The following is a 14783-nucleotide window of genomic DNA, read 5'->3' on the forward strand; positions in this document are numbered from 1 at the left end:
GGCTAGGCCTGGGTTGTTTCGCGATACGCTTCAAGGAGGTCAAGTAACTCTTCCTTGGAGTGAACATCCACCTTCGCGTAGAGGCGCTTCATGTGCCCGCGTACCGTGTTCAGCGAAATGCCCAGCTGATCGGCCGTAAACTGGAGCGTTCTTCCCTGGCTGAGCAGTACGATAATTTCCTTCTCGCGCTTAGTGAAGTGGTAATCGATCGAAGCAAGCTCAATGCTGCGTTCGATAACCTGCTGAAGATCAGCACTTGGCTCGTCGAGTCCGGTAATAACTTGGGGCTCGTCTGCGCTGCGCGACGTTGTCTTCCCAGTTCGGAGCAACGTAGTCAGGTGCACTACCACCATAAATACGCCCAGCGACACCAGCATGACCAGCGCATTATCCAAATGGCTGATCCACTTCGCAATGAACTCACCAAGTGCCAAAAACACCAGCATAACTGCCCAGCCGAACGCAAACATGACGTATGCTGGCCGGTCGGATCGCTGAGTGAAGTCGATAATACGAATCCACCAATAGGCGAGGATAAGATAATTTGCCACGGCGAACAGCGTGAGGGCGACACTGTTCAGCTCTCCATTGCTCATCAGTACCATCAGGAAGCTCACCGTGGTGGCTGCTGTGATGATGTACCAAATGGAAAGAAGATTGAAATCGCTTTTCAGCAGGTAGAGTTGCGCGATGGGCACGAAAACGATAGCCGCCCCAGCCACGCGGTACACCACATGGTACACAGAAGTCGGCTCGGCCACGCCTCCGAAAGGCAGTGCCTGCATAATCCCCCACACGATTGAATAAATGGCCAGCGAGACGATCCACTTGGCATCTCCTCTCAGTGAAAAGAGCGGCGTACGTGCGTTTCGCTCGTCGGGCAGCCGTCGTGCCCTCGCGAGCGACTGCGTGAACGCGAAACATCCCCAGAGCGGAAAGGCCAGCAAGGCAAGGCCAGTCACAAATGGGGGCGCAAAAGAAAGCGCTATAACAACAATGGCCGCAGCGGCCAGTGAAAGACACGTGTACAGCGTAGCCTTTTGTAGCGTGAGTCTGACGTAGACTTCGCCCCATTCGACATACAGCCACCCGGCTGCCATGCTTGCTACAATCAAGACCACCAGCGAAGCGTCCCCACACACTCCCATCCACAGCAGTTCTCCCAGCACAATGAGAACGATCGTACATCCTCCGTTGAGTGCTCTCAGCACGGAGGCGCTTGGCATCCGCCCGCGAAGTATGAGTACTACCAGCAAAGGAAACAGCCCGCGGAACAAGGTGCTCAGCAGCAGCCCCCAGCCGCCATCTCCCAGCACTCGTTGGTCGTACGGTATGCAGCCAAGCCAAATGCGCACGCCGGCAATACCAAGGAGCGACACGTTAAACGATGAGGCCAACTGCGAGAGCCGGCTGGTAGCCCCTTTCAGTTCCCGTCTTTCAGCCATGCCAACATCCCCCCGGATCTTTCCCCAACGAGCCAAGCACGCTCCCTGCCGTCGCACGCTACCACAGATTCCCCCTAGCGTACCTATGGATTGCGCTACTCGGCAAGAGACATCAAAGATGTCCCCCTGGTGAGCCGCGTTTCCTTTTTCATGTCTCTAGCCACTGGTTCGCCACGGGCCGATACTGCGGGCACGGGCCACCGGGAAGGAAGGGAAGGAGGATGAATATGACCGAAAAACAGAGCCAGGGCTGCGAAGAACCTCAAACGGAGCCGCTGAATCAAAACGATTCACGCAAGCGATTGAAGCGGCGGCGCGTGGTCACGGTACTTTCCGTCATTGCGGTGGTGATCATAGGGGCCGGAGCAGGTTTCTGGGTGTGGCATGAGCAGCCAAGCTTTTGCGGAACCATGTGCCACGACACGATGGGTTCGTATCTGAACACCTATGAGGGCGATCAGTTTTTGGTTGCACAGCATGCCGGGGAAGGTGTTGTGTGTCTCGATTGTCATGAGGCAGATCCGCAAACCCAGCTTGCCGAACTACAAGTTCAGTTGAGTGGCGACTATCGCGTGCCGCTGGCGAAAATGGATACGGACGATGAGTTCTGTCTGCGAGACGGATGTCACACGCGTGAGGACATCGTGCAAGCAACATCGTCGTATACGGCAGGCAAGGACACGGCGGTCAATCCGCATGAAATGACGTTCTCGACAAACTATGGGAAAGACGAAAGCCCCCACGAGGTGACGGGCGAGCCTCTTCCTTGCGCAACGTGCCACACCATGCATCGCGCTTCGGCAGGCATTGATTACTGCTACGACTCCTGCCATCACACAAAAACATTCGAATCGTGCTACAGCTGCCACGACCACCGATAGTCGTGTGCAGAGTGGGTAAGAAACAAGGAGAAAGGAAGAGGGATATGAGTGCATCATTATCAAGGCGCAGTTTCGTACTGGGAGGGGCATCCGCCCTTTCGCTGGGGGCGTTGTCGCTGGCCGGCTGTTCGGCTGCTTCAGGCAACGGGGGCGCTGCGGTGTCTTCGGTTGAGTGGAGTGAAGAAGCTGACGTTGTTGTCGTTGGCTTCGGAGGCGCTGGGGCAGCTGCGGCCATCAACGCGTCGGAGGCTGGCGCGAGCGTTATCATCCTTGAAAAGGCATCCGAGAAGGATGCCGGCGGCAACACGTCCGTGTCGGGTGGCACTATGTGTTTGGCCGATCCCAACAATCTTGATACGGCATTTGAATTCATTCGCTATCAGATGCCCGACACAACCACCGACGAAGAAATTGAGGGCTACTTGGAAGAATCGTCCACGCTTCAGCAATGGCTGGTCGATCATGGGGCGAACGTCGAAACCAACGCCACGAAGGGCTCGATGTATGGTGCTCTTGAATCCGCTGTTGCGTTTCCCACTTCCGCGAAGGTGGGCGGAAACGGATTCAGCCTGTTCACGTTCCTGAAAGGCGTGGTGGAATCTTCCGCCGGAGTGTCTGTGCGCTACGAAACGCCGGCTTCGAAACTGGTGTTTGATCCTGAGACGAGGGAAGTGTATGGCGTCTTAGCCACCGCCGCCGATGGCTCGCAACTTGCTATCAAAGCGAAAAAGGCAGTCATTCTGTGTTGTGGCGGTTTCGAGAACAACCACCAGATGAAAACCGCTTTCTATCCTCCCGAGGTACCTATTTATCCCTGTGGCACGCCGTATAACACCGGTGATGGCATTGAGATGATTACCGAAATTGGTGCACAACTTCGCGGTTTCTCTTCGGTTGAATGGGGCTGCCACTGCTGCAAGCCGGCGTCGGAAGAAGTGGGTGTTTCTTGTGGGTTCACCTGGACCGATTTTGAGTGCTGGAGCAACAGCATTATGGTTAACGCACGCGGCCAGCGCTTCGTGAACGAGTCGGGACGCACGGTGTCCGACCGCAAGATTCTGCGTCCGCTGCACGATAAGTCTCAAATTCCCGAGCTCGCTTTCAGCATGGATACGCTGAGCTACGCGAACCTGCCCATGTTCTTCATCTGCGATAACGCGAAAGTGAAGGCGGGGCCGGTGTTTAACAACTGCTCATCGGCTGCGGGCAACCACTGGGCAAACATCCATGAGTGGTACACGTGGAGTGATGACAATCAGGCAGAAATCGACAAGGGCTGGCTCGTGAAAGCGGACACGATTGAAGAGTTGGCAGGTAAGCTTGGCGTTGATCCGGCGGGGCTTGCTGCTACTGTTCAGGCTTACAACGAAGCGTGTGCGGCGGGTGCCGATGCGGCATTTGGCAGAACCGATGCGCTCTCGCCGGTGAGCGAGCCTCCTTATTATGGCTGCGAACTTGGCCTGGGCATCATTAACACCCAGGGTGGCCCTGTCCGCGATGGCGCACATCACGTGCTCGATACTGAGGGGAATCCCATACCGCGTCTGTATGCGGGTGGTGAATTCGGTTCGTTGTACTGCTGGCTCTATCAAGGAGCTGGCAACGTGCCGGAGGCGTTAGGCGCCCGCACTGCTGGCACGAACGCCGCTGCTGAGGAGCCGTGGGATTAACGGTTTTGGCTCTTCAGGCTTGTGCGGCAGAATAACATCTGCCTTCTTCCCTCCCTCCCAGCGACCCCCGGACTTGTTCGGGGGTCGCGCTTTGCGTTGGGGAAGGGGCTAGAGCACGGTCAGTTCGCGGGGATAGCTGTTGAGGACTTCGCAGCCTTCTTCGGTTACGAGGACCAGGTCTTCTATGCGGACGCCGAAATTGCCGGGGAGGTAGATGCCGGGCTCGATGGAGAAGCACATGCCGGGCTCCACCGGGGCGTTGTGGGTGGCGGAGACGTCGCCAGGTTCGTGGACGTCAAGGCCGATTTGGTGGCCCAGGCGGTGCGTGAAGTAGGGGCCGTAGCCGGCTTCCTCAATGACCGCGCGGGCGGCGCGGTCCAGGTCGCAGAAGCGTACGCCGGGCTTCACCAAGGCGCGCGCGGCCTCGTTGGCGCGGCGCACCGTTTCGTACACTTCGCGCTGCTGGTTAGTGGGTTCGCCGAAGAAGAAGGTGCGCGTCATGTCGGCGCAGTATTCGTCCTGGCGGCAGCCTACATCGAACAGCACCACGTCGCCGGGGGCAAGGCGCGTGTTGTCGGGCTCGTGGTGCGGGTCGGCGGCGTTCGCGCCGAAGCTGACAATGGGCGTGAACGAGTGGCCCTGCGCGCCCAGATCGCGGTAGATACCTTCCAGCTGACCAGCCACTTCCGACTCAGTGACACCCTCGTGCACCAGTTCGCGGAAGCGAGCCATGGCGGCATCGTTTGTGTGCGAGGCAGCGCGCATGGCGGCACGTTCCGCTTCGTCCTTCAGTGCGCGGGCGTCGTCAACGGCATCGGAGGCCAGCACGAAGCGCGCTGCGGCACCGCGTTCCATCAGGGGAATCAAAAAGCGCGCAGCCAGGTTCTTGTCGCAGCCCAGCGCCTCGTCGGCATCGCACAGCTCAGCCACCAAAGCCAGTGGGTCGTCCGTGTCCGAGTACGGTCGCACGGTGCAGGTGCAATCATCCGGTGCTGTGAACAACTCGTTCAGCACCAGCATCGGTTCCGCACCTTTCGCTAAAATCAATCCCAGAAAACGCTCGCCGGGTTCCACATACGCCCCTGTGAGGTACTGAATAGAGCGCGGGTCGCAGACCAGCATCTGCGAAAGGTTGCGCTCGGCGAGGTTCTGCATGACAGTTTCGATACGCGTGGCGGTGGCAGACATAGGCTTCTCCTTGAACGGCGGCGGATGCAAACAAAATCACGTTTGTAGCGATAATAGAGCAAAACGACCGCACGCAGATGAAGGATTCCCGTTTCCGGTTGCCTCCCCTGGCCCATGTGGGCGCGATGTCGTATCATAGCGCCATTATGAACGGACTTGCTTACACACGTATGACCACCTCGCCCGAGGCGACGAAGCAGCTGGCGTCCACGCTGGCGCCCTACCTTCACGAGGGCGACGTTGTGGTACTCTCGGGCGACCTGGGTGCCGGTAAGACGCAGTTTGTGCAGGGCGTGGCCGCCGGGTTGGGCGTGCGCGACCAGGTGACCAGCCCCACGTTCAATATTCTTCTTGAATATCCCGAGGGACGGCTGCCGCTGCGTCACTTCGACCTTTACCGACTTGAGGACGAAGCTGAGCTGGAAGACATCGGCTATTTCGAAACTATTGAGGGCGACGGCGTGTCGTTTGTCGAGTGGGGCGAAAAGTTCCCCTCGGCGCTGCCGTTTAGCTATCTGGAAATATCTATCATGCTGGACACGGACGGAAACCGCCACGTTCGCGCGCAATCGTGTGGCGATAGGGCGCGGCAACTTCTGTTTGTGTGGGCGAACGATTCGAAGTCACGTCTGATGAAGGCAGCGGGAGGCGGCGCGTGAGCGAACAGCATCCGCGGTCGGAGCACGCGCAGGGCGAACCGACCGTGGCCTCGGCCGCTGCGGCCGCGCGGCGGCGTTTTGCGCTGGCATTCGATACCGCAAACGAAATCATTGCCATTGGACTGGGCGCGCTGCATGCCGAAGAGCGCACGGTAGAGGTGGTTGCGTCGGCGGAAGCTGCCGCGCATCGGGCCTCAAATACCCAGCTGCTTCCGCGCGTTGACGCGCTCCTGGCCGAGGCGGGCGTGTCTCGCGATGAGGTGGCGTGCGTGGTGGTGGGCCGCGGTCCGGGGTCGTTCACGGGTGTGCGCATTGCCATGGCTACGGCGAAGGGCATTGCCTCGGCGCTTGAGGTGGCACTGGTTGGTGTGTCGTCGCTCGACGCGGTGGCGTGGAATGCCCAGGTCGCGGGCGTGCGTGGGCAGCTAGCGGTGGTGGCCGACGCCATGCGCAAGGAAGTGTATCCCGTGCGCTACGTACTGTCTAATGCCGGCGTGGAGCGCCTTGAGGCTGACCGCGTGGTGAAGGCTGAAGTTGCTGCTGAGGAGCTGGTCGACGACACCCTTTTTGTGCAGGGGGGGCGGGGCGGGGCCCACCAAGCGAGTTCCGCAGCGAAGCGAGGACTGTCTGAGCGACTGGGCTCTGCCCTGGCGCCCCGGACAGGTTGTTCTCAACGTTCACTTCCTCAATTGCGCCTTGCGGGCGATGCGTTGAAGAAATATGGGGAATTGTTTGCGTCGTGTGGCGAGGTGCTAGACGAAGCCCTGTGGACGCCGACGGGTCGTGGACTTCTGTTGGCGTTGCAAGCCGCGTGGCAGGCGGGGGAGGCTAACCCGTTCGACGCGCGTCGGCATGATCCGGCGTTTGCGCTGCCCGTGTACACGCGCTTGTCTGACGCCGAGGAAAACGAGCGCATTCGCCTGGCGAAGAACGATCCCAAGAATCTGAACACGGGCGTGCAGGATGTGGCTCCGCGCCGCGACCAGCGGGCGAGCATGAACGATACCGCCATCCTGAACGCGCGTCCTGCTGCTGACGGCATCACGTACAAGCCGCTTGATGCGGCGCATGCGGCTGATGTGGCCGCGCTGGAAGCGCGCGTTATGGGAAGCGATGCCTGGAACGAATACCTTGTGGTCGATGAGTTGCCGCGGGGCGATAGAACCTGGTGGGCCGCCTACGAGGACGACGCGCTGGTGGGTTATGCCGGCGGGTGGATCGTGGATGGCCAGGTGCAAATTCTCAAGGTGGGCGTGGATCCGGCGCAGCGAAGGCGCGGTATCGCGCGTGAACTTCTCGCCCGTGTGGCAACCGATGCGCGCGACTTGGGTGCGCAGACGTGCTCGCTGGAAGTGCGCGCAGGAAACGGCGGGGCGCAGGCCCTTTACGAGTCGCTGGGGTTCCGCTCGCTCGGTACCCGTCCACGCTACTACTCCGACGGCGAAGATGCCGTCATCATGGAAGGGCCTCTGCCCGTAACCGAGCGCGATGTGGCGGGCATGGAGCTGCAGATTGACGCCGCGCGGGCGGCATCGGCGGCGTGCGCGCAAGGTGCAGCTGCGCGAAAGGCGCCCACACGCCCACTTATTTTGGCGCTAGAATCGTCCTGCGACGAGACGGCTGCCGCCATCGTGGACGGCGAGGGCAACCTGGTGTCCGACGTGGTGGCTTCGCAAATTGATTTTCACGCGCGCTTCGGCGGCGTGGTGCCAGAAATTGCCAGCCGCAAGCACATTGAGGCCATCTGCGGCGTGTGTGACGAATGCTTTGACACGGCGGCCGCCCACCTGGGTATTGAAAAGTTGACCTGGGCCGATTTGGACGCCGTGGCCGCTACGTATGCGCCGGGGCTGCTAGGCGCGCTCGTGGTGGGCGTGGCCTTCGCCAAGGGTGCGGCGTGGGCGGCGGACAAGCCCTACATCGCCGTGCACCACTTGGAGGGGCATCTCTACGCGAACAAAATTGGCGCGCCCGACTTCGAGCCGCCTGCGGTGGTGTCGCTCGTGTCGGGCGGCAATACGCTGCTCGTACACATGCGTGGTTGGGGCGATTACGAAACGCTGGGTGCCACTATCGACGACGCGGTGGGCGAGGCGTTCGACAAGGTAGCGAAGGCGCTTGGCCTGGGATATCCCGGCGGTCCCGTCATCTCGCGCGAGGCGGCCAAGGGTAAGGCGGATGCCATCGCGTTCCCGCGCGCTCTGCTGCATTCGGGTGACTTGCGCTTCTCGCTGTCGGGCCTGAAGACGGCGGTGGTCACCTACATCAACAACGAGCGCGCGGCCGGTCGTGAGCCGAATGTACCCGATGTGTGCGCCAGCTTCCAGCAAGCCGTGGTTGACGTGCAGGTGGCGAAGGCGAAGCGCGCGCTGGAGCAGACGGGTGCCCGCACGTTTTGCCTGGGAGGCGGCGTGGCCGCCAACCCCGTTCTGCGCGCAGCGTATGAGGACCTGTGCGAGCGCATGAACGTGCGCCTGGTCATGCCCCCGCTTTCCGCCTGCGGTGACAACGCCGGCATGATAGCCCTCGTAGCCCTCGACCGCTACCGCCAGGGCGCATTCCACCCCTTAAACTCCGACGCCCAAGCCCACGCCGACCTCGACAAACCGTACTAAGGTATCGTTCGCCAGATCGACATCTGTTGCACCGGAGTTTTACCGTTCGCGGGGGTAGGTGATGCAGGATACTAGGAAGGCGGCGAGGATGCAGGTGATGACGCAGAGGATGGTGGCGCCGAAGCCGAAGGAGTCGTTCACGAGGCCCCAGACGAGCGAGCTCATGCCAATGCCCAGGTCGGTGGCCAGCAGAAACAGGGCGTTGGTAGCGCCCCAGCGGGCGGGCGGGGTGTTCTTCACGGCGACGGACTGGTTGAGCGGCGAACTGATGCCCAGGCACACGCCGTACAGGATGCCGCCCAGGTAGAACGGCATGTCGCCGGAACCTGAGCCGCCTGCGCCTGCGAACAGCAAAAGCGCGAAGGCGCCAACGCCGCACACGGTGGAGGCGGCGAACACCTTGATCGGCGCGACGCGGTCCATGAACGATTTCGAATTCAGGCGCACCACAATCATGCTGACGGCCGACAGCGTATAGAACAGCCCGGGGTTGCTTATGCCGAGTGACGTGCCGTACAGCCCCACGAAGAAGATGCCGAAACCGAAGGCCGGGCTCAGTACCAGCATGGGGAGTGCGCCCGGGAGTGCGCGCGGCTCCAAAACGCTGCGCCAACCGCTTAGAGATGGTTCGTCGCCGGCGCTGCGTGCGGCTGGCTTTTGACCAGGGGCCGGGTTGTCTGCCGTCTGCGCTGCCTCCAATTCTCCTGTCATTCCCGCCACTTCTGCTGCGCGGCGCGCCTCCCACTTGCGGCGATACGCCGAGGTGGCGGGCAAACGCGCCGGGTTGTGCTCGTAGCGGCAGAACAGTGTGAACACGAGGCCAGTCACGCAGATAGCGGTTAGGCCAAAGTACAAGTTCTCGGCTGGGTCGGTGGACACCAAAAACAGCGCGAGCGCTGGCCCGATGGACATGGCGAGCGCCTGTCCCAACCCGTAGTAGCCAATGCCTTCGCCCAAGCGGGAAAGTGGCAGCACGTCGGCGGCTGCCGTAGCCGAGGCGGTGGTGGCCGCCGAAAACCCAATGCCCTGCACCACGCGACACGCCACGAACATGACGGGGTTATTCACCAGCGCGGGTGCCACCGTGCCCACGGCCAAAAGCATCATGCCCACGCACATGGCCTGGTAGCGCCCTCGCTTATCAATGAGGGGCCCGCACACAATACGCGTGACCGCCGCGGCAATGGAAAACACAGCGGCCAGCACGCCTGCGAACGCGGCGCCCTCGCCCGCGTGTGCCAGATACACCGACGTGCCCGAGTTCAGCCCCTGTCCCACCATAAAGGTGCACAGCGTCATCGCCACAATGAGTGCGAACAGCGGCGTCCACAAACGCTCGCCGCCACGCGCACCACTGCGCTCGCGCACCTTTGCGTCGTCTACCCGCTCGTCGTTTTCTGTTAGCTCCTGATTCATATCCTCATCCTACGCCTTTTACCCCTGCGCGCAATCATACTCCCTGTTCTATTTTCGCCCGAAAGTTGTTGCCACGTTTATGAAAGGTGCCGCCCCGCGCCTTCCCGTCTCTCGCGTCGCCACTCGCCTCGCGCGCCCATGCCCATCTTTGCACCATCTTAATACTCCCGCGCGCATCTTTATGCCGTGTTCACACGCATCTTCCTATGCTGGTTTGCGTGGTGGCGAACGCAGGCTGCGGGCGCCACTCAAGTAAGCACGTTCAAGGAAAGGAAGGACAATGGAAATCGTGACCGCGGTTGTGGGCGGGTTGAGCGTATGTGTTGCGCTTTACCTGTTCGCCGTGCTGCTGAAAGGTGGCGATGAGCGGTGATGGACGAACTGTTGGAATACGGCGTTTACCTGGCGCTGTTGGTAGCGCTGGCCCTCCCGCTGTCGGCGTACCTCAATCGAGCAATGGCTGGCGAGCGCACGGTGCTTTCGCGCGTGTTGGTGCCGGTGGAGAACCTCATCTACCGGGGCATCCACGTGGACAAGCGCGAAAGCATGGGGTGGAAAACCTACCTCATAAACGCGCTTGCGTTTTCGGCCGTGTCGCTGGTGGGGTTGTTCGCCCTACTCATGCTGCAAGGTGTGTTGCCGGGCAATCCGGAAGGTCTGCCGGGCCTCAGCTGGGACCTCGCGTTTAACACGGCGGTCAGCTTCGTTACGAATACGAACTGGCAGGCGTACAGCGGCGAGGCGGCGCTCAGCTACCTTTCGCAGGCGCTCGGGCTGACGGTACAGAACTTCGTGACGCCGGCGGTGGGTCTGGCAGTGCTGTTTGCGCTGTTCCGCGGCCTGGTAAGCGAAGGTGAGCGCGGTCTCGGCAACTTTTTTGTGGACGTGACGCGCGCCCTGCTGTTCGTGCTGCTGCCGCTTTCACTGGTGGTGGCGCTTGCCGATGTATGGCAGGGTTCACCGCAAAACCTTGCGCCCTATGAAGAAGTACAACTGCTTGAGCCGGTGGGCGTAACGGCTGAAGGCGATGTGGTGGCTGCCGACGATCCGGCTGCCGTTGATACTATTGACCAGGCGGTGGTGCCCCTTGGGCCGCAAGCAAGCCAGGTGGCCATCAAACAGCTCGGCACCAACGGAGGCGGCTATAACGGTGTGAACTCGGCCAGTGCACTGGAAAACCCGACGCCGCTTACGAACCTCATCCAGTGTCTTTCGCTGCTGCTTTTACCAGTGACCTGCGTGTTTAGCTTCGGACGCTTCGTTGCGGGCCGTCGCCAAGGACGTGCCCTTTTTGCGGCTATGTTTATTCTACTGGTGGCGGGGCTTGTAGCCATCGCCGTGGCTGAGCAGCTTGGCACGCCGCAACTGGCGGCCGACGGGCAGGTGTACATGGGTCTCGACGGTCAGTCTGGTGGCAACATGGAAGGCAAGGAGACACGCTTCGGTGTGACCGACTCGTCGCTTTGGGCGGCATTTACCACGGCAGCATCGAACGGCGCGGTGAATGCTATGCACGACAGCTTCACACCGCTTGGCGGCATGGTGCCTATGATTCTCATGGCACTTGGCGAGGTGGTGTTTGGCGGCGTGGGCTGCGGCCTGTACGGCATGATTGGGTTTGTCCTGCTCACGGTATTCATTGCGGGTCTCATGGTGGGTCGCACGCCCGAGTATCTGGGCAAAAAGCTGGGGCCGAAGGAAATGCGCATGGCCGCCGTGCTATGCGTGACCACGCCGCTGCTCATCCTGATAGGCGGCACCGCCCTCTGCCTCGACCCGGCCACCGCTGCCAGCGTGAACAACGCAGGCCCGCACGGGTTCTCGGAGGTGCTCTACGCGGCTGTGTCAACCGGCGGCAACAACGGCTCGGCCTTCGCGGGCTTCAATGCGAACACCCCCTACATCAACGTGGTGCTGGCACTTGAAATGCTCGCGAACCGGTTCATACCCCTTGCGGCAGTGTGCGTGCTCGCCGGTAGCCTGTGTGCACGTCCGAAAGTGGCAGTGGGTGCTGGCACGCTGTCAACCAGCAATGCTCTGTTCGTGTTTCTGCTCATCCTCATGGTGCTGCTCGTGGGCGCGCTTACGATGTTCCCGGCGCTGGCGCTGGGTCCGGTGGCCGAGCACCTGATGATGGTGCTGTAGAAAGGTGAAGAAATGACAACTACCACACTGCGGCAGGGGGCCGCCGGCGCGCTCGCGAGGCGCGCCGTAAGGGACGCGTTTGCGAAGCTTTCGCCCCGTGAGCAGGCGAAAAACCCGGTCATGCTCATGGTGTATCTTTCGGCGGTGCTCACGTTTGTACTGTTCATCCTGTCGCTATTCGGCATTGCCGACACGTATCCGGCGTTCACGTTGGCGGTGTCGATAATTCTTTGGCTCACGGTGTTGTTCGCGAACTTCGCGGAGGCGCTGGCCGAAGGTCGTGGCAAGGCGCAAGCTGACGCCCTGCGTGCGGCGAAGCGCGACGTGGCGGCTCATAAACTGAACGAGGGCCTTGTGGTGAAGGGTACGCACGTCGACGACCCAGCCGAATTCTTCCGCCTGCGTGCTGATGAGGTGAACTCGGCCCTTCTCAAGAAGAAAGACCTGTTCTACGTGGCGGCGGGCGAGCAGATTCCCGCTGACGGCGAAATTGTGATGGGTGCGGCTTCGGTGGACGAAAGCGCCATCACGGGCGAGTCTGCTCCGGTCATCCGCGAGGCGGGTGGCGATCGCTCGGCCGTGACGGGCGGTACTACGGTGCTGTCCGACTGGCTGGTGGTGCGCGTGACGGCCGATGCTGGCCACAGCTTCCTAGACCAGATGATTGCCATGGTGGAGTCGGCCGCGCGCAAAAAAACGCCGAACGAAGTGGCGCTTGAAATTCTGCTGGTGGCCTTGACCATTGTGTTTCTCGTGGTGTCGGTGTCGCTCTTTGCGTTCAGCGGCTTCGGCGCGAACCTTGAAGGCATTGCGAATCCAACCACGCTCACCTCGCTTGTGGCGCTGTTCGTGTGTCTGGCACCCACCACCATTGGAGCGCTGCTGTCGGCCATTGGTATTGCCGGTATGAGCCGTCTGAACCGGGCAAACGTGCTGGCCATGAGTGGTCGCGCCGTGGAGGCGGCGGGAGATGTGGATGTGCTTTTGCTCGACAAGACCGGCACCATCACGCTCGGCAATCGTCAGGCGGCCGAGTTCATCCCGGTGGACGGCGCCACCGAGCGAGAAGTGGCCGATGCCGCGCAGCTGGCCAGCCTCACCGACGAGACGCCCGAAGGTCGCAGCATCGTGGTGTTGGCGAAAGAGCGCTTCGACATTCGCGCCCGCTCGCTTGAGGGTTCGGGTATGGTGTCTATCCCCTTTACGGCGCAGACGCGCATGAGCGGCGTGGACTTCGAGGGCCACGAGATTCGCAAGGGTGCGGCCGATGCGGTGCGCGCCTACGTGGAAGCGGCCGGCGGCACCTACAGTGACGAATGTGGCCGTGCTGTCGAAAGCGTATCGCGCGCGGGCGGCACGCCGCTGCTGGTGGCGCGCGACCATCGCGTGCTCGGCGTCATCCATTTGAAGGATATCGTGAAGCAGGGCATTAAGGAAAACTTTGCCGACCTGCGCACCATGGGCATCAAAACCGTCATGATTACCGGGGATAATCCCTTGACAGCCGCCGCGATAGCGGCCGAGGCCGGCGTGGACGACTTCATTGCTGAAGCCACGCCCGAGTCGAAGCTAGCCGCCATTCGTCAGTACCAGGCCGAGGGCCATATGGTGGCCATGACGGGTGACGGTACGAACGACGCACCTGCCCTCGCGCAAGCCGACGTGGCTGTGGCTATGAACAGCGGCACCCAGGCGGCGAAGGAAGCCGGCAACATGGTGGACCTCGACTCGTCGCCGACGAAGCTTATCGACATCGTGCGCATCGGTAAACAGTTGCTCATGACGCGCGGCAGCCTGACCACGTTCTCTATAGCGAATGACCTGGCTAAATACTTCGCCATTGTGCCCGCGCTGTTCGTGCCGCTGTACCCGGCGCTTGAGGCGCTCAACATCATGCACCTCACCAGCCCCACCACGGCCATCCTCGCGGCTGTCATTTACAACGCGCTCATTATTGTGGCGCTCATTCCGCTGGCGCTGAAGGGCGTGAAGTATCGCGAAGCCTCATCGCAGAGTCTGCTCACGCGCAACTTGTTGGTGTATGGCCTGGGCGGCATGGTGCTGCCGTTCGTAGCCATCAAGCTGCTTGACATGGGGCTGACCGCGCTTGGCGTGGCATAACGCGTGCGCTTGGAAAGGAAAGGAACTCTCATGACCAAAGCAAAAACCTGGATTACCGGGGTACTCTTCTTCCTTGTTGCCACCGTGCTGTGCGGTGTGCTGTATACCGCAGCTGTCACGGGTGTTGCGCAACTGTTCTTCCCGCATCAGGCAAATGGCTCGCTCATTGAAGTGGATGGTACCGTATATGGCAGTGAACTTATCGGCCAGCAGTTCACGGATGAAAAGCACCTGTGGGGCCGCGCCACCAGCCTAAATACCACTTCGTTCACCGACGACGCGGGTAACCCTGTACTGTGGTACGCGCCTTCCAACATAAGTCCCGCAAGCGATGAGTTCGCCTCTATCGTGCAGGAGCGCGTCGACCGCATTCGCGCTGCCCATCCCGAGCAGGGTAACCAGCCCATCCCGAGCGACCTCGTGACGAACTCCGGCAGCGGTTTCGACCCGCATATCTCCCCAGCTGCAGCCGAGTATCAGGTGGAGCGCCTCGTGCGTACTACGGGCAAGAGTGCGTCCGAAATTCGCGCCATCATTGACGCCTGCACCGAACAGCCGCAGTTCGGCATCCTTGGCGAGGCACGCGTGAACGTGCTCAAGGTGAACCTTATGCTCGATGGTATTCTGTAAGCGGAAAGGAAAG

10 protein-coding genes are annotated in these 14783 nt (G+C 61.1%); 7 read left to right on the plus strand and 3 right to left on the minus strand.

What is annotated here, in order from left to right:
* Positions 1–2: 2 nt before the first annotated feature.
* A complete protein-coding gene (locus tag QNJ86_RS06290; protein WP_283831752.1) occupies positions 3–1445 on the minus strand; it encodes a helix-turn-helix transcriptional regulator in 1443 nt (480 codons plus the stop codon).
* 227 nt (positions 1446–1672) lie between these two features.
* Between QNJ86_RS06290 and QNJ86_RS06295 the strand changes: the two genes are divergently transcribed.
* Together QNJ86_RS06295 and QNJ86_RS06300 are read left to right on the plus strand one after the other, a co-directional pair.
* A complete protein-coding gene (locus QNJ86_RS06295; RefSeq protein ID WP_283831753.1) occupies positions 1673–2326 on the plus strand; it encodes a cytochrome c3 family protein in 654 nt (217 codons plus the stop codon).
* A gap of 44 nt (positions 2327–2370) precedes the next feature.
* Positions 2371–3996 (plus strand): FAD-dependent oxidoreductase, encoded by a 1626-nt coding sequence (locus tag QNJ86_RS06300; protein ID WP_283831754.1) that lies wholly within the window; start codon positions 2371–2373, stop codon positions 3994–3996.
* A gap of 108 nt (positions 3997–4104) precedes the next feature.
* Here the strand turns inward: QNJ86_RS06300 and QNJ86_RS06305 are convergent, their stop codons facing one another.
* Positions 4105–5184, minus strand: coding sequence for a M24 family metallopeptidase (locus QNJ86_RS06305; protein ID WP_283831755.1), 1080 nt, complete (start codon positions 5182–5184; stop codon positions 4105–4107).
* 146 nt (positions 5185–5330) lie between these two features.
* On the opposite strand from QNJ86_RS06305, the gene tsaE reads away from it, so the two are divergent.
* Both tsaE and tsaD read left to right on the plus strand, forming a co-directional pair.
* The gene (gene tsaE, locus QNJ86_RS06310; RefSeq protein WP_283831756.1) at positions 5331–5843 is read left to right on the plus strand and encodes a tRNA (adenosine(37)-N6)-threonylcarbamoyltransferase complex ATPase subunit type 1 TsaE; all 513 of its coding nucleotides are present in this window, start codon (positions 5331–5333) and stop codon (positions 5841–5843) included.
* Between the two features lie 44 nt (positions 5844–5887).
* Positions 5888–8458 (plus strand): tRNA (adenosine(37)-N6)-threonylcarbamoyltransferase complex transferase subunit TsaD, encoded by a 2571-nt coding sequence (tsaD, locus tag QNJ86_RS06315; RefSeq protein ID WP_283831799.1) that lies wholly within the window; start codon positions 5888–5890, stop codon positions 8456–8458.
* 39 nt (positions 8459–8497) lie between these two features.
* On the opposite strand, the gene QNJ86_RS06320 is transcribed toward tsaD, so the two are convergent.
* Entirely contained in the window at positions 8498–9874 is a 1377-nt protein-coding gene (locus QNJ86_RS06320; protein ID WP_283831757.1) for an MFS transporter, read from the minus strand.
* A gap of 372 nt (positions 9875–10246) precedes the next feature.
* Between QNJ86_RS06320 and kdpA the strand changes: the two genes are divergently transcribed.
* From kdpA to kdpC, 3 genes are read left to right on the plus strand one after another with little or no spacing between them, the layout of a single operon-like run.
* A complete protein-coding gene (gene kdpA / locus QNJ86_RS06325; RefSeq protein ID WP_283831758.1) occupies positions 10247–12019 on the plus strand; it encodes a potassium-transporting ATPase subunit KdpA in 1773 nt (590 codons plus the stop codon).
* A 12-nt stretch (positions 12020–12031) separates the two neighbouring features.
* Positions 12032–14140 (plus strand): potassium-transporting ATPase subunit KdpB, encoded by a 2109-nt coding sequence (kdpB, locus tag QNJ86_RS06330; protein ID WP_283831759.1) that lies wholly within the window; start codon positions 12032–12034, stop codon positions 14138–14140.
* Between the two features lie 30 nt (positions 14141–14170).
* Positions 14171–14770 (plus strand): potassium-transporting ATPase subunit KdpC, encoded by a 600-nt coding sequence (gene kdpC, locus QNJ86_RS06335; protein ID WP_283831760.1) that lies wholly within the window; start codon positions 14171–14173, stop codon positions 14768–14770.
* Positions 14771–14783 lie beyond the last annotated feature (13 nt).

Origin of the sequence: Gordonibacter faecis (assembly GCF_030077735.1) — a bacterium.
GTDB classification, from domain to species: domain Bacteria; phylum Actinomycetota; class Coriobacteriia; order Coriobacteriales; family Eggerthellaceae; genus Gordonibacter; species Gordonibacter faecis.